This window comes from Burkholderia sp. IO2 (assembly GCF_029522185.1).
Lineage (GTDB): Bacteria > Pseudomonadota > Gammaproteobacteria > Burkholderiales > Burkholderiaceae > Burkholderia > Burkholderia cenocepacia.
This window is the reverse complement of record NZ_JAKWFH010000001.1, coordinates 274,507-297,998: the sequence shown is the minus strand read 5'-3', so window position 1 is coordinate 297,998 and position 23,492 is coordinate 274,507. Positions and strand designations below refer to the sequence as shown.

The 23,492-nt window shown below is 67.9% G+C and carries 20 protein-coding genes; 15 read left to right on the top strand and 5 right to left on the bottom strand.

The window, feature by feature from the left end; genetic code table 11:
- Positions 1 to 872 (top strand): IclR family transcriptional regulator C-terminal domain-containing protein (locus MMB92_RS01230; RefSeq protein ID WP_277562467.1); only part of this gene is annotated, 872 nt, incomplete at its 5' end.
- A gap of 795 nt (positions 873 to 1,667) precedes the next feature.
- Here MMB92_RS01230 and MMB92_RS01225 read toward each other — a convergent pair.
- On the bottom strand, positions 1,668 to 2,150 hold the full coding sequence (locus tag MMB92_RS01225; protein ID WP_006479115.1) for an Lrp/AsnC family transcriptional regulator: 483 nt from the start codon (positions 2,148 to 2,150) through the stop codon (positions 1,668 to 1,670).
- Between the two features lie 284 nt (positions 2,151 to 2,434).
- Between MMB92_RS01225 and MMB92_RS01220 the strand changes: the two genes are divergently transcribed.
- The 4 genes from MMB92_RS01220 (at position 2,435) to MMB92_RS01205 (ending at position 7,004) form a co-directional block, all read left to right on the top strand.
- On the top strand, positions 2,435 to 3,091 hold the full coding sequence (locus MMB92_RS01220; protein ID WP_006481932.1) for a LysE family translocator: 657 nt from the start codon (positions 2,435 to 2,437) through the stop codon (positions 3,089 to 3,091).
- A 119-nt stretch (positions 3,092 to 3,210) separates the two neighbouring features.
- Complete coding sequence (kch, locus tag MMB92_RS01215) at positions 3,211 to 4,386, top strand: voltage-gated potassium channel protein (protein ID WP_212190059.1); 1,176 nt, start codon at positions 3,211 to 3,213, stop codon at positions 4,384 to 4,386.
- Between the two features lie 61 nt (positions 4,387 to 4,447).
- Positions 4,448 to 4,879 carry a YqaA family protein gene (locus tag MMB92_RS01210; RefSeq protein ID WP_048985523.1) on the top strand — a complete coding sequence of 144 codons (432 nt, stop codon included), beginning with the start codon at positions 4,448 to 4,450 and terminating at the stop codon, positions 4,877 to 4,879.
- Positions 4,880 to 5,018: 139 nt separating this feature from the next.
- Positions 5,019 to 7,004: a methyl-accepting chemotaxis protein gene (locus MMB92_RS01205; RefSeq protein ID WP_058903079.1), complete on the top strand. Its 1,986-nt coding sequence runs from the start codon at positions 5,019 to 5,021 to the stop codon at positions 7,002 to 7,004.
- A gap of 35 nt (positions 7,005 to 7,039) precedes the next feature.
- On the opposite strand, the gene MMB92_RS01200 is transcribed toward MMB92_RS01205, so the two are convergent.
- Positions 7,040 to 8,692, bottom strand: coding sequence for an acyl-CoA synthetase (locus tag MMB92_RS01200; RefSeq protein ID WP_034202390.1), 1,653 nt, complete (start codon positions 8,690 to 8,692; stop codon positions 7,040 to 7,042).
- Positions 8,693 to 8,860: 168 nt separating this feature from the next.
- Between MMB92_RS01200 and MMB92_RS01195 the strand changes: the two genes are divergently transcribed.
- From MMB92_RS01195 to MMB92_RS01165, 7 genes are all read left to right on the top strand, one after another.
- A complete protein-coding gene (locus MMB92_RS01195) occupies positions 8,861 to 9,604 on the top strand; it encodes a Crp/Fnr family transcriptional regulator (protein ID WP_006481933.1) in 744 nt (247 codons plus the stop codon).
- Between the two features lie 185 nt (positions 9,605 to 9,789).
- Positions 9,790 to 12,957, top strand: a complete 3,168-nt coding sequence (locus tag MMB92_RS01190) for an efflux RND transporter permease subunit (RefSeq protein ID WP_034202391.1) — start codon at positions 9,790 to 9,792, stop codon at positions 12,955 to 12,957.
- A 36-nt stretch (positions 12,958 to 12,993) separates the two neighbouring features.
- Complete coding sequence (locus tag MMB92_RS01185) at positions 12,994 to 14,223, top strand: efflux RND transporter periplasmic adaptor subunit (protein ID WP_077021060.1); 1,230 nt, start codon at positions 12,994 to 12,996, stop codon at positions 14,221 to 14,223.
- A 5-nt stretch (positions 14,224 to 14,228) separates the two neighbouring features.
- Positions 14,229 to 15,734 (top strand): efflux transporter outer membrane subunit, encoded by a 1,506-nt coding sequence (locus MMB92_RS01180; RefSeq protein ID WP_058903594.1) that lies wholly within the window; start codon positions 14,229 to 14,231, stop codon positions 15,732 to 15,734.
- Positions 15,735 to 15,766: 32 nt separating this feature from the next.
- Positions 15,767 to 16,462, top strand: a complete 696-nt coding sequence (locus tag MMB92_RS01175; RefSeq protein WP_006485649.1) for a heavy metal response regulator transcription factor — start codon at positions 15,767 to 15,769, stop codon at positions 16,460 to 16,462.
- Complete coding sequence (locus MMB92_RS01170; RefSeq protein ID WP_277562466.1) at positions 16,459 to 17,943, top strand: heavy metal sensor histidine kinase; 1,485 nt, start codon at positions 16,459 to 16,461, stop codon at positions 17,941 to 17,943. Before MMB92_RS01175 ends, MMB92_RS01170 begins: the two co-directional genes overlap by 4 nt.
- A 99-nt stretch (positions 17,944 to 18,042) precedes the next feature.
- On the top strand, positions 18,043 to 18,630 hold the full coding sequence (locus MMB92_RS01165; RefSeq protein WP_006485658.1) for a LysE family translocator: 588 nt from the start codon (positions 18,043 to 18,045) through the stop codon (positions 18,628 to 18,630).
- A 12-nt stretch (positions 18,631 to 18,642) separates the two neighbouring features.
- Here MMB92_RS01165 and MMB92_RS01160 read toward each other — a convergent pair whose 3' ends face one another.
- A complete protein-coding gene (locus MMB92_RS01160; RefSeq protein ID WP_006485655.1) occupies positions 18,643 to 19,488 on the bottom strand; it encodes an AraC family transcriptional regulator in 846 nt (281 codons plus the stop codon).
- Between the two features lie 232 nt (positions 19,489 to 19,720).
- Complete coding sequence (locus MMB92_RS01155) at positions 19,721 to 20,278, bottom strand: inclusion body family protein (protein WP_006485654.1); 558 nt, start codon at positions 20,276 to 20,278, stop codon at positions 19,721 to 19,723.
- A 363-nt stretch (positions 20,279 to 20,641) separates the two neighbouring features.
- Between MMB92_RS01155 and MMB92_RS01150 the strand changes: the two genes are divergently transcribed.
- The 3 genes from MMB92_RS01150 to MMB92_RS01140 all read left to right on the top strand — a co-directional run bounded on the left by MMB92_RS01150 (position 20,642) and on the right by MMB92_RS01140 (position 23,071).
- Complete coding sequence (locus MMB92_RS01150; RefSeq protein WP_124632830.1) at positions 20,642 to 21,196, top strand: AidA/PixA family protein; 555 nt, start codon at positions 20,642 to 20,644, stop codon at positions 21,194 to 21,196.
- A gap of 122 nt (positions 21,197 to 21,318) precedes the next feature.
- Entirely contained in the window at positions 21,319 to 21,873 is a 555-nt protein-coding gene (locus tag MMB92_RS01145; protein ID WP_048985533.1) for an inclusion body family protein, read from the top strand.
- Positions 21,874 to 22,276: 403 nt separating this feature from the next.
- Positions 22,277 to 23,071: an SDR family oxidoreductase gene (locus MMB92_RS01140; RefSeq protein WP_006485656.1), complete on the top strand. Its 795-nt coding sequence runs from the start codon at positions 22,277 to 22,279 to the stop codon at positions 23,069 to 23,071.
- A gap of 38 nt (positions 23,072 to 23,109) precedes the next feature.
- Here MMB92_RS01140 and MMB92_RS01135 read toward each other — a convergent pair whose 3' ends face one another.
- The gene (locus tag MMB92_RS01135) at positions 23,110 to 23,484 is read right to left on the bottom strand and encodes a hypothetical protein (RefSeq protein ID WP_006494939.1); all 375 of its coding nucleotides are present in this window, start codon (positions 23,482 to 23,484) and stop codon (positions 23,110 to 23,112) included.
- Positions 23,485 to 23,492: the final 8 nt, after the last annotated feature.

Here is a 23,492-nt window from a genome sequence, read left to right as displayed (position 1 = left end):
CGCGGCAGGCGACCGCGTCGCTCGGCGCCGCAGGTGCGGACCCGGCGCCGGCGTCCGCGCCCGCGCCGGCCGCCGCGCGCGTACCGCCCGCGCTGGCCGACGACGCAAAAGCGCAGCGCGGGATCAATGCGCTCGACAGCACCGGCGAGTTGCTGCTCGCGCTGGTGTCGGCGGGCCGCGCGCTGCCGCTGCGCGATCTCGCGACGGCGGCCGGCATGCCGGCCGCGAAGGCGTTTCCCCATCTGGTCAGCCTGCAGAAGATCGGCCTGCTGAGCCGCGACGACGCCGGCTGCTTCGACGGCGGCCCGCTCGCGCAAGCGCTCGGCCTGATCGCGATGCAGCGCGTGTCGCCGACCCGCGATGCGGAAGCCGAGATCGTCGCGCTCGCCGGCGCGACCGACATGAGCGTGGCCGCCGCGACGCTCGGGCCGCTCGGGCCGACCGTGATCCGGCTCGAAGAATCGGCGCGGCCGCAGCACGTGAGCCTGCAGGTCGGCACCGTGATGTCGCTCGTCAATACGGCGATCGGCCGGATTTTCGCGTCCGGCATGTCCGACGACGTGCTGGCCGACCTGCTCGCCAACGAGCCGGTGCGCCTCGCCGGCGCGCACGCCGCGCCGGACGATGCGGCCTTCCGCGCCCGGCTCGCCGCGATCCGCGCGGACGAACTCGATTTCGCGTTCGACGCGCCGGTGCCCGGCATCGGGACGATCGCCGCGCCCGTATTCGATCACACCGGCAGCATCCGGCTCGTGATCGCGATCATCGGCTCGTCGCGCGGCTTCCCGCGCGGGCCGGACAGCGCGCTGGCGCAAGCGCTGCGGGCCGCGACGCGGCGGCTGTCGTGGCGCTTCGGGTGGATCGGCCGGTAAGCGCACTTTTTTTCCTACGCCCGACTTCGTTGTTTCTCCACGCAAGGCCGTGCCGGCACGGCCTCGTCACGCCTGCCCGGCGTGCCCGGGTGGCCGACATTCATGTTGCGCAGCAGCAACACAAATTGTCAGTAATTCTCATATAACGAAATCGCATTTCACAAGACGGTGCTGCTTCGCTATGATTAGGGTTATCCCTAACTCGCCACCTATATGGGGCTTCGTCATGCAAACGTCTAATGTCTCCGATCGTTCCACCCAATCCACTGGCTGGCTCGCACGTGTTGGCGAGCTGCTGGCAGAGGCCTGGGCGCTCCACCTCGAGAACTGCGAAGTCATCGCTGAAGCACACGCGCGTCTGCCGCGCTGAGCGAACGGCCGGCCGGCTGACGCGTTTGCGCTGACGCACGCCGACCGCGGCGGTCGCGCGGCGTACCCGACGGGCGCGCCGGGCATGTAGAAAGAGGCCGGGGTTCATCCTTCCCGGCCGGATACGCGCACCGCATCGGAAGCGTTTCAAGGTCGTCTCGAGGCCGTGTTTCAGGCCGAGACCGGCGCCGATTCGTGTCGGCGCGGACCGTCAGCCGGTTGCGGCCCGGACGGGATGCCATTCTTCTCGACTTGCGCGCGCTTGCGCCGGGCCATGCCGGACGGAAGATTCATCCGTTTTTGTGCCCGGCGGGCCGTCTGCCCAGCACGCCCTTCCTGTCAACCGTTCGCCGGCTTTCCTCCGCGCCTGCGTCCGATCGCACCCGCCGTCGCTGCAGCGACGGCCGTGCGCCCGTCTCCGCTCCCTCACACCTGAATCGAAGGCACGTCCTTCATGCATCGCAGCGCGAACATCGAGCGGCTGTGGCGGATGCTCGAAATCCGGTACAGCTTTTCGCGCAGGAAGCGCTCGTAGCCGGCCGTGCCGTCCACCGCGACCTTGATCCAGTAGTCGTACTCGCCCGACACCAGATACGCCTCGAGCACCTCCGGCAGCGCCGCCAGTTCGGCGCCGAAGCGCGCCAGCGCGTCGTCTTCATGGCGATCGAGCGTGACTTCGAGGATCACGATGTCCGCGTAGCCGAGCTTGCGCTGGTTGACCAGCGCGACATAGCCGTCGATGTAGCCGTCGAGTTCGAGTTGCCGCGTGCGGTTCCAGCAGGCGGTGGTCGACATGCCGATCTGTTCGGCCAGTTCGGCGTTCGACAGGCGCGCATTTTTCTGCAATGCCCCCAGGATCTTGCGGTCCTGATTGTCGAGCGTTTTCGGCGTGCGTTCGCGGGTAGCCATGATAAGAAGAATCTTCTACTGAAAATCGGAATTCTATCTGAACAGGATTCCGGTTTCAGGCGCGTTTTGCTGGAAAACAGGAAGCCTTTTAACCAGGCCGCTTGATACATTTTCTCCATGCCTGCTGCCCGGCACGCTCCCCGCGACAACCCCTCGCAGCGGGACGCACGGCCGCAATCACGAGTTGCGGTGCCGGCCGGCAGGCATGCGATTCCCCGCCGCCCGCACGCCTATCCGACCGCGTGCGGGGCCGGTGCCTGCTTCCCCGTTCCTGCCCGTCCGTCATGTCGTTCAAGCTTTATCTGTCGTTCCTCGCCGCTTCCGTCGTCCTCATCTACGCGCCCGGCCCCGTCAACCTGCTCACGATGAACCAGGCGCTGCGCACCGGCTGGCGCCGCGCGCTGCCGTGCGTCTGGGGCGGCACGCTCGCCGTGCTGCTGCAACTCGCGCTGACCGCGCTGTGCCTCAATTCGCTGGTCCACCTCGACGAACACGCGCTGACCGTGCTGCGCTGGGCCGGCGCCGCGTATCTCGTCTGGCTCGGCGGCAAGCAATGGCTGAGCCGCGCGCCGGCCGGCGCAGCCGCGGCACCGGCCGACGTCGACGCGGGAACGGCGATCGCCGCGCCGGACGCCGACTCCGGACGCGCGCTGTTCTGGCGCGGCGTCGCGACTTCCGGGCTGAATCCGAAGACGCTGCTGTTCTTTCCGTCGTTCTTTCCGCAGTTCATCAGCCCGACTGCCGACTGGAGCCTGAACCTTCAATACCTGCTGCTCGCCGCGACGTTCGCGCTGCTGTTCGCGGGCGGCGTCGCGTCGATGGCGCTGTTCTCGCACCGGCTGAGCCGCGCGCTGCAGCGGCCGGCGCGGATGCGGGCCATGAACCGCGTGACGGGCGGGCTGCTCGTCGGGATGGGCGCGATCATGGTCGGCTGGAACTGAACGGCCGGCGTGCCGGCTCCGTCGCGGCGACCATCATCGGGCCCCGCGAAAAAGCAGCCGAACGCCGAATGCTTTAGGGTAGCGGCTGGTTCGTTGGACATGCCCTGCCGGGCGACTGAATGAAGCACGTCACTACCCGCCTGCGGCGCCTGTTCGCGCCGATCGGCCTGCACTGGTATCTCGCCCTCCTGCTCGCGCTCGATGCACTCATGGTGCTGCGCCCCGTCGTCGAACACGCGCGGCGCGGCCTGCATCGCGCCTGGCTCGCCGATGCGCTGAACCTCGTCGACAACATGGGGCTCGTCGTGCTGCCGCAGGTGGTCGTCGCGGCCGGCCTCGCGACGATGGCCATCGGCATCGTGCTGCGCGCCCGCGTCGCGTGGGTGCTGTCGATCCTGCTGCTGGTCGCGGCGGCCGCCATCAGCGTGCTCGGCGGCTATCGCAGCCACGCGGTGTTCGTCTATACGGCCGTGCTGGTCGTCGCGCTGCTGTACTACTGGCGGCACTTCGACCGCGCGAGCATCGCCGCCAGCAGCCTGTTCGCGTTGCTGAGCATCGTGTCGCTGCTGATCTACGCGACCTTCGGCGTGCTCTATCTCGGCGACGAATTCACGCCGCCCGTCCACGATCTCGCCACCGCCGTCTATTTCTCCATCGTATCGATGTCGACCGTCGGCTACGGCGACATCGTCCCGCACGCGCCGACCGCACGCCTGTTCACCGCGTCGGTGATCGTGCTCGGCATCACGGTGTTCGCGACGTCGATCAGCGCGGTCGTCGGCCCGGTGATCGGCGGCAATCTGAAACGGATCGTCAAGGGAGGCATTTCGAACGTGATCCGCAAGCATCATTTCCTGATCGTCGGCGCGACGCCCGTCGCGCATGCGGTGCACGACGGGCTGCGCAAGCGCGGCTACGCGGTGACCGTCGTCGTGCCGGCCGGCGTCGAGCACAACTATCCGGCCGCGACCGACCTGATCGTCGGCGATGCGACCGACCATGCGGTGCTGGAGAGCGCCGGCGCGGCGACCGCCCGCGCGGTGCTCGCGCTACGTTCGGACGACGCCGAAAACGCATTCATCATCCTCGCGATCCGCGAGATCGCGCCGTCGGTGCGCACGGTCGCGCTCGTGAACCAGCAGCGCAACCTCGAACGGCTGCGGCTGTTGAAGCCCGACATGGTGTTCTCGCCGCAGCAGCTCGCGGGCGAACTGCTCGCCAGCACGCTCAACGACGAACCGGTCGACAAGTCGGTGATCTCGCACCTGCTGTTCGGCACGACGGATGCCGCATGAGATCGTGAGCCGATGACCGCGTGACCGGAGCCGGCCGCCGCACGGCCGGTACAATCGCGCGATGTCCGAATTGCTCACTTACGGCGGCCTGTTCGCCGTGTCGATGGTCGCCGCGACCCTGTTTCCGCTCCAGTCCGAAGCCGTGCTCGCCGGCCTGCTGCTCGCCGGGCGCGAACCCGCGTGGGCGCTGGTGCTGGTCGCGAGCGTCGGCAACGTCGCCGGCTCGGCGATCAACTGGGCGCTCGGCCGCGGCATCGAGCATTTTCGCGAGCGCCGCTGGTTTCCGGTCAAACCGTCCGCGCTCGCGCGCGCCGAGCGCTGGTATGCGCGCTACGGCCGCTGGTCGCTGCTGCTGAGCTGGGCGCCGGTGATCGGCGATCCGCTGACGATGATCGCCGGCGTGCTGCGCGAGCCGCTGCCGACCTTTCTCGTCATCGTGACGATCGCGAAAGTCGGCCGCTATCTGGCCGTCGCGTGGCTCGTCACGCACTGACCTCCGCTTCCCCTTCGCCCGCCTGCGGGCCCGTGATCCGCGACATCCGCTAAAGATTTCGCGAAAGTTGCCGTATTAACGGGACCACGAGCGGTGACGCGTGCGTTCCGCCTCCTCTCACTCCCACTCAGGATGTCTCATGAGAATGACCCAATTGGGCCGAGTGAGCGTCGGCGCGCGTCTGGCCGCGCTCGCGTGCGCGCTCGTCGCCTTGCTGTTTACCGTGTTTGCGTGGACGCTCGCCCATTTCGCCGGCCAGCAGCTCGCCGATGAAGCGCATCAGCGGATCGCCGACAAGGAGCAGTCGATCCGCGCGATGGTCGACCTGTTCGACCAGGCATTGAGCGCCGAAGCCAACCGCTCGATGTCGCTGTTCGCGAGTTTCCTGCCGGCCGATTTCACGCTCGACCCGGCGCGCATCGTCGATATCGGCGGCGTGGCCGCGCCGACCCTCCTCGCGGGCGGCCAGCCGCTCGACCTCGATTACTCGATTCCCGACCAGTTCCTGAAGAAAAGCGGCGCGATCGCGACGATCTTCGCGCGCGACGGCGACGATTTCGTGCGCATCACGACGTCGCTGAAGAAGCAGGACGGCGCGCGCGCCGTCGGCACGAAGCTCGACCGCGCCGGCCCCGCGTATGCGCCGCTCGTCGCCGGGCGCAGCTACACGGGCCTCGCGAAGCTGTTCGGCCGGCCGTACATCACGCAGTACAAACCGGTGACCGATGCGGGCGGCCGCGTGATCGGCGCGCTGTTCGTCGGCCTCGACATCGGCGCCGAGCTCAAGCTCGTCGAAGACGGCATCCGCGCACTGAAGATCGGCGACAACGGCTACTACTTCGTGCTCGATGCATCGCAAGGTCCGTCGCGCGGCACCTTCGTCGTGCATCCCGATGCGGCCGGCCAGCGCGCCGACGACACGCGTGCGCCCTACGCGCAGATGCTGGCGACCGGCGAAGGCCGGCTCGCGTACACGTCGACCGATCCCGCCGCGCACGACGGCGGGCCGAGCGCGAAATTCGTGTCGTTCACGACGATTCCGCAGTGGCAATGGCTCGTCGGCGGCGTTGCGCTCGACGACGAGCTGCTTGCCACCATGCGCGCCACCCGCAACCGCTTCCTGATGATCGGCGCCGTGCTCGTCGCGGCGTTCGCGACGCTGTTCGTCATCGTCGTGCGACGCGTGGTGAGCCGGCCGCTGGAAGCCGCCGCGCGCGCGTCCGAACGCTATGCGGCGGGCGACCTCAGCGTGCGCATCCGCGACGGCGCGGGCGGCGCGCCCGGCGGCACGGGCAACGACGAGATCGGCCGGCTCGTGCAGGCGGTCGACGGGATCGGCGACGGCCTCGCGCGGATCGTCGCGCAAGTGCGCAACAGCGCCGCCGACATCGCGCACGGCACGGTCGGCATCGCGGCCGGCAGCGGCGACATCGCCGCGCGGATCGCGACGCAGGCCAGCAGCGTCGAACAGACGGCCGCCAGCATGGAGCAGATCACCGCCGCCGTGCAGCAGAGCGCCGAGCACGCGGCGCAAGCCAACGCGCTGGTCGCGGACGCGTCGGCCGCCGCGACGAACGGCGACGCCGCGGTGCAGCGCGTGGTCGCGACGATGGACGACATCGGCCGCGCGACGCGCCGGATCGCCGAGATCACCGGCGCGATCGAAGGCATCGCGTTCCAGACCAACATCCTCGCGCTGAACGCGGCCGTCGAAGCCGCCCGCGCGGGCGAACACGGCAAGGGCTTCGCGGTGGTCGCGGCCGAGGTGCGCGCGCTCGCGCAACGCAGCGCGGCCGCGGTCAAGGAGATCGACGCGCTGAGCACCGAATCGTCGACGACCGTCGAACAGGGTTACCGGATCGCGGACGCCGCGCGCGGCACGATGCGCGACATCGTCGCGCGGGTCGACCAGGTGCGCACGCTGATCGGCGAGATCAGCGCCGCGTCGCGCGAGCAATCGACCGGCATCGAGCAGGTGAACCTGGCCGTCACGCAGATCGGCGACGCGACGCAGCAGAATGCGCGGCTGATCTCGGATGCCGAGCGCGCGGCCGTCGCGCTGCGCGACCAGGCCGCGCAACTGTCGGACGCGGTCAGCGTGTTCCGGCTCGAACGCGACGCGTGACCGACGGCGGGCGATCGGCCGCGGCCGGGCCTCGACTACTTCTTGTCGCCGGCCAGGTCGATCGCCTTGTCCGAGCCGACCGCGTGGCGCAACTGGAACTTCTGGATCTTGCCGGTCGACGTCTTCGGCAGTTCGCCGAAGCGCACGGCCTTCGGCACCTTGAAGCCCGCGAGCAGTTGCCGGCAGTGCGCGACGATCTCCGCCTCGGTCGCGCTCGCGCCTTCGCGCAGTTCGACGAACGCGCACGGCACCTCGCCCCACTTCGGGTCGGGCATCGCGACGACGGCCGCGACGGCCACCGCCGGATGCCGGTACAGCGCGTCCTCGACCTCGATGCTCGAGATGTTCTCACCGCCCGAGATGATGATGTCCTTCTTGCGATCCTTGATCCGGATATAGCCGTCCGGCATCAGCACCGCGAGATCGCCGGTATGGAACCAGCCGCCGTGGAATGCCTCGTCGGTCGCCTTCGGGTTCTTCAGGTAGCCCTTCATGCAGATGTTGCCGCGGAACATGATCTCGCCGAGCGTCTCGCCGTCGGCCGGCACCGGCGTCATCGTGTCCGGATCGAGCACCGTCGCGCCCGCTTCGAGGTGGTAGCGCACGCCCTGACGCGCATTCAGCCGCGCGCGTTCCTCGTCGGACACTGCGTCCCAGTGCGATTGCTTCGCGCAAACGGTCGCCGGGCCGTAGACCTCGGTCAGCCCGTACACGTGCAGCAGGTCGAAGCCGATCTCCTTCATCTTCGCGATCACGGCCGGCGCGGGCGCCGCGCCCGCGACCATCGCGTGCACCGTATGGTCGATCCCCGCGCGGAACTCGGCCGGCGCGTTCGCGATCGCGCTCTGCACGATCGGCGCGCCGCAGTAGTGCGTGATGCGCTCGCGGCGAATCAGGTCGAACACGGTCTTCGCATCGAACTTGCGCAGGCACACGTTCACGCCCGCGCGCGCCGCGACGGCCCACGGGAAACACCAGCCGTTGCAGTGGAACATCGGCAGCGTCCACAGATACACCGCGTGCTTCGGCATGTCCCATTCGAGGATGTTGCTGATCGCCGCGAGGTACGCGCCGCGATGGTGGTAGACGACGCCCTTCGGGTCGCCGGTCGTCCCCGACGTGTAGTTCAGCGCGATCGCCTCCCATTCGTCGGCGGGCGGCGTCCACGCGTAGTCGGGGTCGCCGCCGGCGACGAACGTCTCGTAGTCGGTCGCGCCCGCGAAACGGTCGGGGTCGGCCGGCAGCGCGTCGGCCACGCTGACGATCTTCAGGCCCGGCACCTCGAGCGCCGCGCGCTGCGCGACCTCCGCGTATTCGGTGTCGACGATCAGCACCTTCGCCTCGCCGTGACGCAGCATGAACAGCACCGACGACACGTCGAGCCGCGTGTTGATCGTGTTCAGCACGGCGCCGGCCATCGGCACGCCGAAGTGCGCCTCGACCATCGCCGGGATGTTCGGCAGCAGCGCCGCGACCGTGTCGCCGCGCCCGACGCCGGCCTGCGCGAGCGCGCTCGCCAGCTGCTTCGCGCGCGTGCAGGTCTCGCCCCACGTGCGCCGCACGTCGCCGTGCACGATCGCGAGGCGCTCGCCGTAGACTTCCGCCGCCCGGATCAGGAAATCGATCGGCGTGAGCGGCACGTAATTGGCATCGCGGCGGCCGAGCCCGGCCTCGAACATCTGCGTCATGATCCTGTCTCCCGTGTTCTGTCGACCGGAGCGCACGCACCCCGGATCGTTTTGATGTGGTTCAATTGCCGACAGCCTAACGGGCGCTATTGTGAGCCGTCTGTCATCGAAACGACAGAGTGCCGCTCGAGCGCTGCGCGTTATCCCTATCCTCGCAAACCCGCACCCATGCACGACCATCCCGACGCGGCCGCCGCCCCGGCCGACCCGCCTCCCGCACCGGGCCCGCTGCCGCCGCTGGCGACACTGTTCGGCCAATGCGCGTGGTTCCGCACGCTGGCGCCCGAGCACCAGGCGCTCGTGCTGGCCCAGTCGCACGTCGAACAGTGCGAAGCCGGCGACGTGATCGCGCACCGGCTCGCGCCTTCCGCATACTGGATCGGCGTCCATCAGGGGCTGCTGAAGCTCGCGATCTTCAACGTGTCGGGGCGCGGCTGCACGTTCTCCGGCGTGCCGTCGGGCGGCTGGTTCGGCGAAGGCAGCGTGATCAAGCGGGAGCTGCGCAAGTACGAGGTCGTCGCGATCCAGCGCTCGACCGTGCTGTTCGTGCCGGTCGACACGTTCCATGCGCTGCTCGACACGAGCCTGCCGTTCACGCGCTTCGTGATCCATCAGTTGAACAACCGGATGGGCGAATTCATCGCGTCGATCCAGAACAGCCGGCTGCTCGACGTCGACGCGCGCGTCGCGCAGGCGCTCGCGCAGCTCTTCAACCCCGCGCTGTACCCGGATACCGGCCCGTCGTTGTCGATCTCGCAGGAGGAACTCGGGATGCTCGTCGGCGTGTCGCGCCAGCGGATCAACCAGGCGCTGCAGCAACTCGAGAAGCTCGGCGCGTTGCGGCTCGCGTACAACCAGATCGACGTCGTCGATCTCGATGCGCTCGCCCGCTTCGGCATGGAGCAGCTGTGAGCGCCGCCCGATACGCGAAACCGTCGCGATCGCGGCGGCGCATTCCGTCTGCGGAATCGGCCGACGGCCCGCGCGCCTCAACCTGACGATTCCGCCAGTTTCGCGACAGTAACCCGTGCCGGGCCGACGCCTATCATTCGGGTTCCCTTCACCGCCGCCCGATCACCGCCTGTCCCGCCGCCTCCATGTGGATCGTCAATCTCGCGCTCAGGCGCCCCTACACGTTCATCGTGATGGCCATCATGATCGTGCTGGCCACCCCGCTTGCGCTGATGCGCACACCGGTCGACGTGCTGCCCGCGATCAACATCCCGGTGATCAGCGTGATCTGGAATTACAACGGCTTCTCCGCGACGGAGATGACGAACCGCATCACGTCCGTGCATGAACGGGTGCTGACGACGACCGTCAACAACATCCAGCACGTCGAATCGACGTCGCTGCCCGGCATCGCGGTCGTGAAGGTGTTCCTGCAACCGGGCGCGAACGTGCAGACGGCGATCGCGCAGACGGTCTCGTCCGCGCAGGCGATCGTGCGACAGATGCCGCAGGGCGCGACGCCGCCGCTCGTGATCACCTATTCCGCGTCGAGCATTCCGGTGATCCAGCTCGGGCTGTCGAGCAAGACGCTCAGCGAACAGTCGCTTGCCGACATCGCGCTCAACTTCCTGCGCCCGCAACTGATCACCGTGCCGGGCGCGCAGATCCCGTTCCCGTACGGCGGGCGCACCCGCGTGGTCGCGATCGACCTCGATCCGCAGGCGTTGCTCGCGAAGGGCCTCACGCCGGCCGACATCGTCAACGCGGTCAACGCGCAGAATCTCGTGCTGCCGACCGGCACCGCGAAGATGGGCCAGACCGAATACCGGATCGACACGAACGCGTCCGCCGATACCGTCGCCGACATCAACGACCTGCCGGTCCAGACCGTCAACGGCGCGACGACCTACCTGCGCGAGGTGGCGTCGGTCCGCGACGGCTTCGCGCCGCAGACCAACGTCGTGCGCCAGAACGGCCAGCGCGGCGTGCTCATCTCGATCCTGAAAAGCGGCGACGCGTCGACGCTCAAGGTCGTGTCGGACCTGAAGGCGCTGCTGCCGAAGGTGATCCCGACGCTGCCCGAGGGGCTCACGATCACGCCGCTGTTCGACCAGTCGGTGTTCGTCAACGCGGCCGTCCAGGGCGTGATCCACGAGGCGCTGATCGCCGCCGTGCTGACCGCGATGATGATCCTGCTGTTCCTCGGCAACTGGCGCAGCACGCTGATCATCGCGATCTCGATTCCGCTGTCGATCTTCACGTCGCTGATCGCGCTGTCCGCGCTCGGCGAGACCATCAACATCATGACGCTCGGCGGGCTCGCGCTCGCGGTCGGCATTCTCGTCGACGACGCGACCGTCACGATCGAGAACATCGAGCGGCACCTCCATCTCGGTACGAACCTGCACGACGCGATCCTCGAAGGCGCGGGCGAGATCGCGGTGCCCGCGCTCGTGTCGACGCTGTGCATCTGCATCGTGTTCGTGCCGATGTTCTTCCTGACGGGCGTCGCGCGCTTCCTGTTCGTGCCGCTCGCGGAAGCCGTGGTGTTCGCGATGCTCGCGTCGTACGTGCTGTCGCGCACGCTGGTGCCGACGCTCGCGATGCTGCTGTTCCGCCCGCAGCAGGCGCACACCGGTGCCGACCATTCGGCGTCGCGCTTCGCCCGCATCCATCACGCGTTCAACCGCGCGTTCGAGCGGCTGCGCGCGTGGTACATCGTGCTGCTCAGCATCCTGCTCGTGCGCCGCCGCTTCTACGCGCTGTGCTTCCTCGGCTTCTGCGTGCTGTCGACCGGCCTCGTGTTCATGCTCGGCCGCGATTTCTTCCCGAACGCCGATTCCGGCAACATCCGGCTGCACATGCGCGCACCGACCGGCTACCGGATCGAGGAAACCGCGCGCCTCGCCGACCAGGTCGAGCGCGTGATCCGCGAAACCGTGCCGCCCGACGAGCTCGGTGCGATCGTCGACAACCTCGGCCTCCCGGTGAGCGGCATCAACCTGTCGTACAGCAACGCGGGCACGATCGGCACGCTCGACGGCGAGCTGCTGATCGCGCTGAAGGCCGGCCACCGCGCGACCGGGCACTACGTACAGACGCTGCGCACGCTGCTGCCGCAACGCTTCCCGGGCGTCGAGTTCTTCTTCCAGCCGTCGGACATCATCACGCAGATCCTCAACTTCGGGCAGCCGGCCGCGATCGACGTGCAGGTGCTTGGCAACGATCTCGCGAGTAACATGACCATTGCGAGCAGCCTGATGAAAAAGATCAGGCAAATCCCCGGCGCCGTCGACGTGCACGTGCTGCAACGCAACGACGAGCCGACCCTGCTGGCCGACATGGACCGTACGCGCATGCAGCAGCTCAATCTCTCCGCGCAGAACGTCGCGCAGAACATGCTGATCTCGCTGTCGGGGAGTTCGCAGACGACGCCGTCGTTCTGGATCAACCCGCGCACCGGCGTCCAGTACCCGCTGCAGATCCAGACCCCGCAATACAACCTGTCGTCGGTCGACGACCTGCTCGGCACGCCGATCTCCGCCAGCGGCCGCGCTGGCGCGCCGCTGCAACTGCTCGGCAACCTGGTGCAGGTCCGCAGTACCGTGAACCCGGCCGTGATCACGCACTACAACATCCGCCCGGCGATCGACGTGTACGTGAGCGTCGAGGGCCGCGACCTCGGCGCGGTCGCGGGCGAGATCGACCGCATCGTGTCCGACGCGCGCGCGACGCTGCCGCGCGGCACCGCCCTCGCGATGCGCGGCCAGATCGAGACGATGCGCACGTCGTATCTCGGCCTCGGCGCGGGCGTCGCGATGGCGATCGTGCTCGTCTACCTGCTGATCGTCGTCAATTTCCAGTCGTGGCTCGACCCGCTGATCATCATCAGCGCGATGCCGGCCGCGCTCGCCGGCATCGCGTGGATGCTGTTCGTCACCGGCACGCACCTGAGCGTGCCCGCGCTGACCGGCGCGATCATGACGGTCGGCGTCGCGACCGCGAACAGCATCCTGGTCGTGTCGTTCGCGCGGCAACGGCTCGCGGCCGGCGCGCCGCCGCTCACGGCCGCGCTGGAGGCCGGCGCGACCCGGATCCGGCCGGTGCTGATGACAGCGCTCGCGATGATCATCGGGATGGTGCCGATGGCGCTCGGTCTCGGCGAAGGCGCCGAGCAGAACGCGCCGCTCGGCCGCGCGGTGATCGGCGGGCTGCTGTTCGCGACCGTTTCGACCTTGCTGTTCGTGCCGCTCGTGTTCGGCGGCGTGCATTCACGGCTGGCCCGTCGGCGCGCGCGCCAGGCCGGACACTGACTTTCGCCCCACTACCCGGTTGAATTGGTTGAATTCATGGAAGAGAAACATCACAGCGCCGTCGGCATCCAGGTGGACGAACACGGCATGCACCTGCCGACGCGCGCGTCGGTGTCGCGACGCGGACGGGTCGTCCTGATCGTGATCGGCGTACTGCTGGCCGCCGGCGCCGCGCGCACGCTGATCGTCAACGGGCTGAACCGCAACCGGCTCGACGCGGTCGCCGAGCAGAACACGCGCCAGTACGTGAACGTCGTGCATCCGGTCGACGCGGCCACCGGCGGCAAGCTGACGCTGCCCGGCACGCTGCGCGGCTTCGTCGAGGCGCCGATCCATGCGCGCGCCAGCGGCTACGTGCTGCGCTGGCAGGCCGATATCGGCGCGCACGTGAAACAGGGGCAAACGCTCGCCGAACTCGATACGCCGGAGCTGAACCAGGAACTGGCGCAGGCCACCGCGCAACGTCAGCAGGCGCAAGCCGCGCTCGCGCTCGCGAAGACGTCGTTCGACCGCGCGCAGCAGTTGCGCCAGCGCGATGCGGTGTCGCAACAGGAACTCGACGACCGGCAAGGCGCGTTCAACCAGGGCACCGCGAACCTCGCGGCGGCCGATGCGAACATGCGCCGCCTCACCGAACTGAAGGGCTTCCAGCGGATCGTCGCGCCGATCGACGGGATCGTCACGCAGCGCAACGTCGACGTCGGCGATCTCGTCAATTCCGGCAACGCGGGCCGCGCGCTGTTCACGGTCGTGCAGGCCGACCGGCTGCGCCTGTACGTGCAGGTGCCGCAGGCGTATGCGCAGCAGGTGAAGGTCGGCCAGCACGTGAGCGTCGCGCAGGCCGAGCTGCCGGGGCGGACGTTCGACGGCACGATCACGCGCACGTCCGAGGCGATCGACGTCGCGACGCGCTCGCTGCAGATCGAGATCACGCTGCCGAACCCGGACGGGCGGCTGCTGCCCGGCGCGTACGTGCAGGCGACGCTGCCGATGACGCCGGTCGGCCGCCTGCAGGTGCCGGCCAATACGCTGCTGTTCCGCGCCGAAGGCCCGACGGTTGCGACCGTCGATGCGAACGGCCAGGTCCACCTGAAGCAGGTGACGGTCGTGCGCACGATCGGCCAGACGCTCGAAGTCGACGGGCCGATCACGCCGAACGACCGCCTCGTCGCGAACCCGAGCGACGCGCTCGCGAACGGCGACCGGGTCGTCGTGCAGGCGCCGGCCGCGCAGCCGGCCTCCGCGGTCGCGGGAGCGAAGTCGTGAGCGCGATGCGCACGCGCGTGCGGCCCGTGGCGCTCGCCGCCATCGTCGCGGCCGCCGTCGCCGCCGGCTGCACGGTCGGCCCGGATTACCGGCGCCCGCCCGTCGATACACCAGCCGCGTGGCGGCTCGATCCGGCCGACCAATACTGGCAGCCGGCCGCGCCGGCCCGCGCGCCGCTCGATCCGGTCTGGTGGACCGCGTTCGGCGACGCGCAGCTCGACGCGCTGGAAGCCGACGCGCTGCGCAACAACCAGAACCTGAAGGCGGTGGCCGCGCGCTACGACCAGGCGAAGGCGACGCTCGCGTCGGTCGCGTCCGCGCAGTATCCGGCCGTCGGCCTGAACGCGAGCGGCCAGCGCTTCAAGATCTCCGCCGACCGGCCGCAGACCAACTACGCGACGCGCAGCATGTCGACCGTGCAGAACGAGATCCAGGTCGGCGCGGCGGTCAGTTACGAACTCGACCTGTTCGGCCGCGTGCGGCGCAGCGTCGAAGCCGCGCAGGCCAGCTCCGAGCAGGCGCGCGACGATTTCGCGAATGCGCGCCTCGTGCTGAGCGCCGATCTCGCGTCGAGCTATTTCGCGTTGCGCGAACTCGACACCGAGATCGACGTCGTCAAGCGCTCGATCGATCTGCAGCAGAAGGCGCTGGATTACGTGAGCGCGCGCCACGACCTCGGCGCGGTATCGGGGCTCGATCTGCTGCAGCAGCGCGCGCAGCTCGACGCGACGCGCACGCAGGCGCAACTGCTGATCCAGCAGCGCGCGCAGGTCGAAACCGCGATCGCGACGCTGGTCGGCGCGCCCGCCCCCGAATTCTCGCTGCCGCCGCGCGTGGTGCCGATCAATGCGCCCACGCTGCCGACCGGCATGCCGAGCGACCTGCTGCAACGGCGCCCCGACGTCGCGTCGGCCGAGCGCGCGATGGCCGCCGCGAACGCGCAGATCGGCGTCGCGCGCGCCGCGTATTTCCCGCGCATCACGCTGTCGCCGGACCTCGGCTGGGACGCGACGCGCTTCGCGGGCCTGTTCACCGTGCCGGCGCTGCTGTGGTCGGTCGGCGGGTCGCTCAGCCAGCCGCTGTTCGAAGGCGGCAAGCTGAAGGCCGGCGTCGATTTCGCGCAGGCCGGCTACGTCGCCGCGCAGGCCAGCTACCGGCAGACCGTGCTCACCGCGTTCCAGGAGGTGCAAAATGCGGTGACCGGCCTGTCGGTGCTCGCGCAGGCCGCGCAGCAGGCCTCCGCGGCCGTCGACGACGCACGCAAGCTCGTGTCGCTCGCACAGGATCGCTACGCGGGCGGCCTGACGCCGTTCATCGACGTGCTGACGGCCCAGCAGCAACTGCTGACGAGCGAGCGCCAGGCCGTGCAGATCCAGGGCCAGCGCGCGGCGCTCGTCGTGTTTCTCGCGAAGGCGCTCGGCGGCGGCTGGGACGGCAATGCGGCGAGCGGCCCGGCGCCGTCCGACGTCGCGTCGGCGGCCCCGCAGCGCGGCGCGGGTGTCGGCCCTTGACCCGCCCTTAACCGGTTACGCGGAAAGCGAACATGAAAGTGCTGATCGTCGAAGACGAACCGAAAGTCGTCGAATACCTGAAGAGCGGCCTGACCGAGGAAGGCTGGGTCGTCGACACCGCGCTCGACGGCGAGGACGGTGCGTGGAAAGCCGTCGAATTCGACTACGACGTGGTCGTGCTCGACGTGATGCTGCCGAAGCTCGACGGCTTCGGCGTGCTGCGTGCGTTGCGCGCGCAGAAGCAGACGCCCGTCATCATGCTGACCGCGCGCGATCGCGTCGACGACCGCGTGCGCGGCTTGCGCGGCGGCGCCGACGACTACCTGACCAAGCCGTTCTCGTTCCTCGAGCTGATCGAACGGCTGCGCGCGCTGACGCGCCGCGCCCGCGTGCAGGAATCGACGCTGATCTCGATCGGCGACCTGCGCGTCGACCTGATCGGCCGCCGCGCGACCCGCGACGGCACGCGGCTCGACCTCACCGCGCAGGAATTCCAGCTGCTCGGCGTGCTCGCGCGGCGCAGCGGCGAGGTGCTGTCGAAGACGACCATCGCCGAACTCGTGTGGGACGTGAACTTCGACAGCAATGCGAACGTCGTCGAAACGGCGATCAAGCGCCTGCGCGCGAAGCTCGACGGCCCGTTCGCGGACAAGCTGCTGCACACGATCCGCGGGATGGGCTACGTGCTCGAGGCGCGCGAGGACGGCGACGCGGAGCGGCGCGCATGAAACGCTCGATCATCCTGCGGCTTTCGGCGATGTTCGGCATCGTGTCGCTGCTCGTGTTCACGCTGGTCGGCTGCGGGCTGTTCGTGATGATGGAGCGCCAGCTGTTCGCCGAGTTGCGCGCGACGATCGACACGCGCGCCAAGGTCGCCCAGATGATCGTGTCGCACGCGACCACGGCCGCGCGCGGCCGCCTGATGCAGGAAAAGCTCGCCGATCTCGAGCCGCCCGACGGCTCGACGCACTACCAGGTAATCAGCGACAACCCCGCGTTCCGCTTCGGCAGCCCTGTCGACGGCGTGCCGCTCGACCCGCCGTTCGGCGCGTTCCAGCGCTACCAGCTCAACGACAGCAGCTACGCGGTGATGACGAAAACCATCACGCTCGCCGGCGCCGGCGAGCGGCCGACGCTGCAACTGGTGGTCGCGACGTCGTGCGAACGGACGCAGCGGATGCTGCGCCGCTTCGGCTGGACGCTGGCCGCGCTGATCGCGACGGCCACCGTCATCACGCTGCTGCTGAGCCGCGCGGTCGCGCGCTTCGGGCTCGCGCCGCTCGACCGGCTGTCGCAGGACGCGGCGAGCGTGAGCGCGACGAACCGCCGCCAGCGGCTGCACACCGACGCGCTGCCGACCGAGCTGCGCGATCTCGCAACGTCGTTCAACGGCGCGCTCGAACGGATCCAGCAAACCTACGCGCGGCTCGAAGCGTTCAACGCGGACGTCGCGCACGAGCTGCGCACGCCGATCAGCATCCTGATCGGCCAGACCCAGGTCGCGCTGACGAGCCGCGACCGGTCGGTCGACCGGATGCGCCAGACACTGCAGTCGAACCTCGAGGAATTCGAGCGGCTGCGCGTGATCATCAACGACATGCTGTTCCTGTCGCGCAGCGACCGCGGCGAGCGCGCGACCGACCTGAAGGACGTGTCGCTCGCCGACGAGGTGCGGCGCATGCTCGACTTCCTCGAAATTCCGCTCGACGAGGCGCGGTTGCGCGCCGAACTGCACGGCGATGCGCGCGCGGCCGTCGATCCGTCGCTGTTCCGCCGCGCGATGACGAACCTGCTGATCAACGCGATCCAGCATTCGGCGCCCGGCGCGACGCTGAACGTGACGATCACGCGCCGCGACGCGCTCGTCGAAATGGCCGTGTCGAACCCCGGCGAGCCGATCGACCCGGTGCTGCGCTCGCATGTGTTCGAGCGCTTCTACCGGCTCGAGGAAGCGCGCGCGAACAGCAAGGAAAACCACGGGCTCGGGCTGTCGATCGTCAAGGCCGTGGCCGAGATGCACGGCGGCGGCGTGTTCGTCGCGTGCTCGGGCGGCGTCAACACGTTCGGCTTCTCGGTATCGACGCATCCCTGCTCGGGCGGGCCGCTGCGGCCGGCCGATGTCGCCGGCGCGGTGGATTCGGCCGATTCGGCCAATCCGTCTGGTCCGCGCGACGCGCGGCCGGCGCACGCGCCGCGCGCGCTGCACTGACGGCGGTCGCGCGCCGCCGAGGGCAGTTTTCTTCAATACGGGCCGACGCGGCGCCCGTAGTCTCGATACGACTTTCGACATGTCGCATGGAGACACCTGATGAGCATGCTGGTTTCGATGGCCGCGTTCGCGCTCGCCTCGTCGATCACCCCCGGTCCCGTCAACATCGTCGCGCTCAGCGCGGGCGCCCGCCACGGCCTCGGCGCGAGCCTGCGCTACGCGGCCGGCGCGACGCTCGGCTTCGTCGCGCTGTTCCTGCTGATCGGCCTCGGCCTGCACGCGGCGCTCGCGCGCTGGCCCGTGCTGACGACGGCCACGCAGTGGTCGGGAATCGCGTTCCTGCTGTACATGGCGCTGCGGCTCGCGCTCGACGACGGCCGGCTGTCGGCCGATCCGCACGTGGCCGGCCCGTCGGCGGCGTCCGGCGCGGCGATGCAGTGGCTCAATCCGAAGGCATGGCTCGCGTGCGTGGCCGCGATGGGCGCATATGCGGCCGATGGCGACCGCGCGCAGGTCTGGCAGTTCGCCGCGCTGTATCTGGTGATCTGCTTCGCGTCGATCGCATGCTGGGGCTATGCGGGCGCGTCGTTGCGGCACCGGCTCGCGAACGCACGGCGCATGCGCGTGTTCAACCGGCTGATGGCGCTGCTGCTCGCGGGCAGCGCGCTGTTCCTGCTGGACGTGTAGCGGCTTCGCCGGTCAGCGCATCGCGCTGCGATACTGTCCGGGCGTCGCGGCCGCGATCCGCCGGAATGCGCGCTGGAAATGCGCCTGGTCCGCAAAGCCGGCGTCGAGCGCGACTTCGGCGATCGGCCGGCCGCGGCGCAACTCGGTGCGGCCGTACTGCACGCGCCGATCGATCAGGAACGCATGGGGCGTCATCCCGTAACGCGCATTGAACGCGCGGATCAGGTACGACGGCGACAGGTCGGCCGCCGCGCAGATCGCATCGAGCGTGACGGACTCGCGGCAATGGGCGGCGATGTAGTCGGCCGCGCGCGCGAGTTTCGCGTTGTCGTCTCCCGGCCGCCGGTCGGGCAGCTCACGGTCGAGCGCGCCGTGCAGCGCCGTGAAGAATTCGACCGCCGCACTTTCCTTGCCGAGCGCATCGATGCCGGGCGACACGAGCGTGCGATAGAAGCCGCCAAATTGCGCGAACAGGTCGCCGCGGTCGGTCCACTTCGGCGAAAACCCGTGGAAATCGCGGTTCGGATCGTGCCCCAGCGAGTGTTGGAGCCGCGCGAGCCACGGCACGTCGACATAGACCATCCGGTATGCCCACGCATCCGGGCCGTAGGGATTGCAGGCGTGTACCTGCTCCGGATCGATGATCACGAGCACGCCGCGGCCGACGTGCGCGTTCGTCGCACCGTTTACGTACGTGCTCGTGCCGCCGACGATCGCGCCCACCGACAGCGTGTCGTGCGTGTGCTTCGCATAGCAGATCGCACGCCCGTCGTCGACCGTGCGCGCCTCGATGAACGGCAGCGCGGTATCGCGCCAGAACGGCGACGGTACGGTGGATCGGTTGGCGGTACGGTTCACGCGGCGGGCTCCGGTTCGGACGAATGCTCACCGTACAAGACTGTGCGGTGCCGCGCAACCGCACCGTCCGGCTTCGATGTTCGGTTGAATCGTGCCCACGACGATGATCGTGGGCACGATCCTGCCCGTCGCCGGCGCCCGACACGATGTCGCGCTTGGGCCGGGACATCGCGCCCTGTACCCGCCTACAGGCGTTTCCGCCTGCTCGGGCGCCGACGTCGAGACGATCGGGTCAGGCCGGCACGTAGATCTTCGGATCCCACCAGTAGTAGCCGAACAGTTCCTGGTTCTGCCCGCCGACGAGCTTGTAAAGCGCGAAGCAAACGCCGAAATATTCGGTGCCGCTTTTCCGGACCGACGAGTCGAAAGTCGCGAACGTGAGTTGCTTCTTCAGCGGCGGGAGGCCATTGCGGCTCCCCGAATCCGGGTTGGGTTCCACCGCGCCATTGCGGACGACGGTGTTGCAGACGAACGGGTTGAATACCTCGTCGCCTTGATAGCGCGGGATGTTGTAGATGATCACGGCATCGTCGGAGTTGTCGTAGATCGACACGCCGGTGAACTGGACGCGGTCACCCGGATATGCGGTGATTTCCAGGTCGGCCGTACCCTGCCCCTTGACGCCACGCGCGCCGGTGCAAATCAGGAACTGGCCATTGTGGGCGATGCCCGTCGGCTTGTTCGGATCCTGGCTCGGATTCGGATACGTTTTCTTGACCCATTCCGTATCGATCACCGCGATGATGTTGATGTCCTGTGCGCTCGATGCAAGAGTGACTTCGGTAGCCATGGCTGATCTCCATTCATTAAGCGTTATGAATTTAAATCCGACGACGCGTCATTGGCGCGTCAAGGACAATATCGCCCTCTTCGGCAATCGAAATCAATTACAGTCGATTACGCGGCGACGAACGTTTTAATTCAGACCCAACAACCCGATTCCAGACCGAAAAAATCCATAAAAATCAATTACAGTCGATTACACCGCGACATCGACCCCACCTCGTCCGCGAAAAGCAACTTTCATTAAAATAAATCCCTCATCAAACCTGACAGGTACTAAAACCAATATAAATGGCCAATACTGAAAAAGCGCATCGCCGATGCGCCACGCGCACCGCACGGGCAATTGGCCCACCACGGAGGCATTCCAATGAAAGTCGATCCGAACAGTATCAATCTGGAAAAAGCCGCTCAGTCCGTTCAAATTCTTGCAGTTATCGACACGAATTACATAAAGAGAAGTCACCCCAATCCGAGCCTGAACGCGCAGAACCCGACCAGCATCCCCAGCACTGCGTTGTTCATGCTCAACGGCCACGCGCCCGGCGTGAGCAGTTCGGAGGGAAACGGTAATCTGGGCCTGAAATTGAATGTCGGCGACAAGGTATCCCTGATGGGGACGTCGCTGGCCGACAATTCCGGAGACGCTGCGCTGATTTACCACGTCCAGCAATACTCGGGCGCTCAGGTGTTCGCTCCGTTTACCGCGGTGACCATCGAACAGGCTGGCGCGGCGAGCGCTGCCGAAACGCCGGACCTCATCGCGACCTCGGCGCAATCCCAGGTCTTCCAGGCATTCGAATCCGTCGCAAAATCCGCCGGATCCGAGTACCTCGCCACGTCTTTTGCGCTTTATACGCGGAGCCAGAACAGGAAATCCTTGTTCGGCTACTTCTTCTGGGTCTGGCAAGCCGCCGCTGCTTGACGCGAGCGCCGCCGACAACTCGCTCCGAAGCGATACGGGAGCGATTCAAGTCGGCAGATCTTGCGCGGCGCCCCGGACGGTGCCGCGCCTTTTCCGCGACAAAACCAAAATGGAGCACCCGTATGACAGCCGATCTTGGAAGCCTCACGCTCGACCCGAGCGCGCAGCAAATCGACATCCTTGCGGTAATCGACACGGAATACATCAAGTGGAGATACCCGCATCCGAGCAGGCAGCCCGAATTACCGATCGCCGTCGATCACCGCGCCGTGCGCCTGCTGTATACCGGTGCGCGGGGCGGGTCGATCGGAAACGGCCCGGCCGACCCTGTTCTGACGCTGTATCCGGGCGACACGGTTTCACTGAGGGCAGTCTCCCTCTATGGGAACGTGGACGACGCGGTGCTGATTTATCAGGTTTCGCACCTGTTCGGCCAGCAGGTATTCAACCCGTTTTCGCAGGACTTCCTCGACGTGAACGCCGTGCAACTGAATCCTGAAACGCGCGACGGCCTGCCGCCGGTGACGAAGCCGCAGACTTTCGTCAGCATTGGCTCCAAGGCAAGAGAGAGCGGGATAGAAACGCTTGGCGCGTGCTTCGGGCTCTATACGCTGGAAAGAAGCACCCAGGAGCTGGTCGGATACTACTGGTGGGACTGGTTCGTCACGTGCTCCTGATATTCGCCTTCCGGCGTTGACGGCTCACCCGTTCCGCGGGCAATAGTCACGAAATGGGCTGGCGGCATGCACGGCATCCGCCAGCATCGGCAGTGGCGCCGACTCTTTCCGGCCGACATTCGACCTGCTGCCATCGCGGCCGGCGAACACGTCGTCGGTCGGGTACCGCGCGGGTGAAGCACGCGCGGTACCCGATCTCACGCGTGGTTGCCCCGAGCCGGCACGGATCTCTCGCGACCGAGATCCACGCCGGCACTTCACGACTTCCCTCCCCGGCATTCCTGCATGACCGCCGCCGACGCGCTCGCGAGATGGCCTATTGACCGGAATTTGCCTAAGCTTTGAATTCCGTCCGCCGCGGCACGCGCGGCGCTTCCCGTTCACTCTTCCCCCCGCCACGCTCATGCAGATCGATCTGAAAGGCAAGACCGCGGTCGTCACCGCTTCCACCGCCGGCATCGGGCTCGCGATCGCCGAAGGACTCGCGCGCGCCGGTGCGCGCGTCGTCGTCAACGGCCGCAGCGACACGTCGGTGCAATCCGCGCTCGAGAAACTGCGCGACACCGTGCCCGGCGCAAGCTTCGACGGCGTCGCCGCCGACCTGTCCGATGCGGCCGGCGTCGCGCGTGTCACGCAGCACACGCCGGATGCCGACATTCTCGTCAACAACGCGGGCATCTACGGCCTGAAGCAGTTCTTCGACATCGACGATGCCGAATGGGAACATTATTTCCAGATCAACGTGATGTCCGGCGTGCGGCTCGCGCGGCATTACCTGAAAGGGATGATCGAACGCAATGCCGGGCGCATCGTGTTCATTTCGTCGGAATCGGGCCTGAACATTCCCGTCGACATGATTCATTACGGGTTCACGAAAACCGCGCAGTTGTCGATCGCGCGCGGCCTCGCAAAACTCGCGGCCGGCACCAACGTGACCGTCAATTCGGTGCTGCCGGGGCCGACGATGTCGGAAGGCGTGCGCGCGATGCTGAAAGCGCAGGCCGACGAAACGGGCCGCAGCATCGACGACGTCGCGGTGGATTTCGTGCGCACCGAGCGCGCGACGTCGATCATCCAGCGGCCGGCGCTGCCCGAGGAAATCGCGAACCTGGTCGTGTACGTGTGTTCGCCGCTCGCCTCGGCCACGACGGGCGCCGCGCTGCGCGCCGACGGCGGCGTGCTCGATACGATCGCGTGACGCGTGCGTGACACGCTCGCGCGGCGCAGGCGGCCGCGTTAGCGCGATGCGGCCTTGCCCGGCTGGAGCGTGCCCTTGCGGTCGGCGTCCATGCACGAATCGAAGCCGTACTGCGTGACGACGCCGGCCTTGTCGAACACGACGAAGTACGACCGGTGATCGTTGCCGTGCTCGATGAAATAGTTGTAGCAGACACCGCTGCCGTTGCGGACCATCCAGACGCTGCGCGGGTTGCCGGCGGCGCGGACGACGTCGGCGCGCGTCGCGCCGTGCCTCGACGCGGCCCGTGCCAGCGGCGTGCGCGAATACGAAAACGGCAGCCACGAGTCGAACCACGCACAGCCATGCAACATCAGGCAGCTGGCGGCCAGGGACAGCGTCGCTGCGGGACGGGACATCGAAATCAATCGCATGCTCGGGG

Coding starts and splice junctions, on each gene's coding strand:
- MMB92_RS01225 (WP_006479115.1), bottom strand. CDS start 2,150: ATGGCTACCCGCGAACGCACGCCGAAAACGCTCGACAATCAGGACCGC.
- MMB92_RS01220 (WP_006481932.1), top strand. CDS start 2,435: ATGTCGTTCAAGCTTTATCTGTCGTTCCTCGCCGCTTCCGTCGTCCTC.
- kch (WP_212190059.1), top strand. CDS start 3,211: ATGAAGCACGTCACTACCCGCCTGCGGCGCCTGTTCGCGCCGATCGGC.
- MMB92_RS01210 (WP_048985523.1), top strand. CDS start 4,448: ATGTCCGAATTGCTCACTTACGGCGGCCTGTTCGCCGTGTCGATGGTC.
- MMB92_RS01205 (WP_058903079.1), top strand. CDS start 5,019: ATGAGAATGACCCAATTGGGCCGAGTGAGCGTCGGCGCGCGTCTGGCC.
- MMB92_RS01200 (WP_034202390.1), bottom strand. CDS start 8,692: ATGACGCAGATGTTCGAGGCCGGGCTCGGCCGCCGCGATGCCAATTAC.
- MMB92_RS01195 (WP_006481933.1), top strand. CDS start 8,861: ATGCACGACCATCCCGACGCGGCCGCCGCCCCGGCCGACCCGCCTCCC.
- MMB92_RS01190 (WP_034202391.1), top strand. CDS start 9,790: ATGTGGATCGTCAATCTCGCGCTCAGGCGCCCCTACACGTTCATCGTG.
- MMB92_RS01185 (WP_077021060.1), top strand. CDS start 12,994: ATGGAAGAGAAACATCACAGCGCCGTCGGCATCCAGGTGGACGAACAC.
- MMB92_RS01180 (WP_058903594.1), top strand. CDS start 14,229: ATGCGCACGCGCGTGCGGCCCGTGGCGCTCGCCGCCATCGTCGCGGCC.
- MMB92_RS01175 (WP_006485649.1), top strand. CDS start 15,767: ATGAAAGTGCTGATCGTCGAAGACGAACCGAAAGTCGTCGAATACCTG.
- MMB92_RS01170 (WP_277562466.1), top strand. CDS start 16,459: ATGAAACGCTCGATCATCCTGCGGCTTTCGGCGATGTTCGGCATCGTG.
- MMB92_RS01165 (WP_006485658.1), top strand. CDS start 18,043: ATGAGCATGCTGGTTTCGATGGCCGCGTTCGCGCTCGCCTCGTCGATC.
- MMB92_RS01155 (WP_006485654.1), bottom strand. CDS start 20,278: ATGGCTACCGAAGTCACTCTTGCATCGAGCGCACAGGACATCAACATC.
- MMB92_RS01150 (WP_124632830.1), top strand. CDS start 20,642: ATGAAAGTCGATCCGAACAGTATCAATCTGGAAAAAGCCGCTCAGTCC.
- MMB92_RS01145 (WP_048985533.1), top strand. CDS start 21,319: ATGACAGCCGATCTTGGAAGCCTCACGCTCGACCCGAGCGCGCAGCAA.
- MMB92_RS01140 (WP_006485656.1), top strand. CDS start 22,277: ATGCAGATCGATCTGAAAGGCAAGACCGCGGTCGTCACCGCTTCCACC.
- MMB92_RS01135 (WP_006494939.1), bottom strand. CDS start 23,484: ATGCGATTGATTTCGATGTCCCGTCCCGCAGCGACGCTGTCCCTGGCC.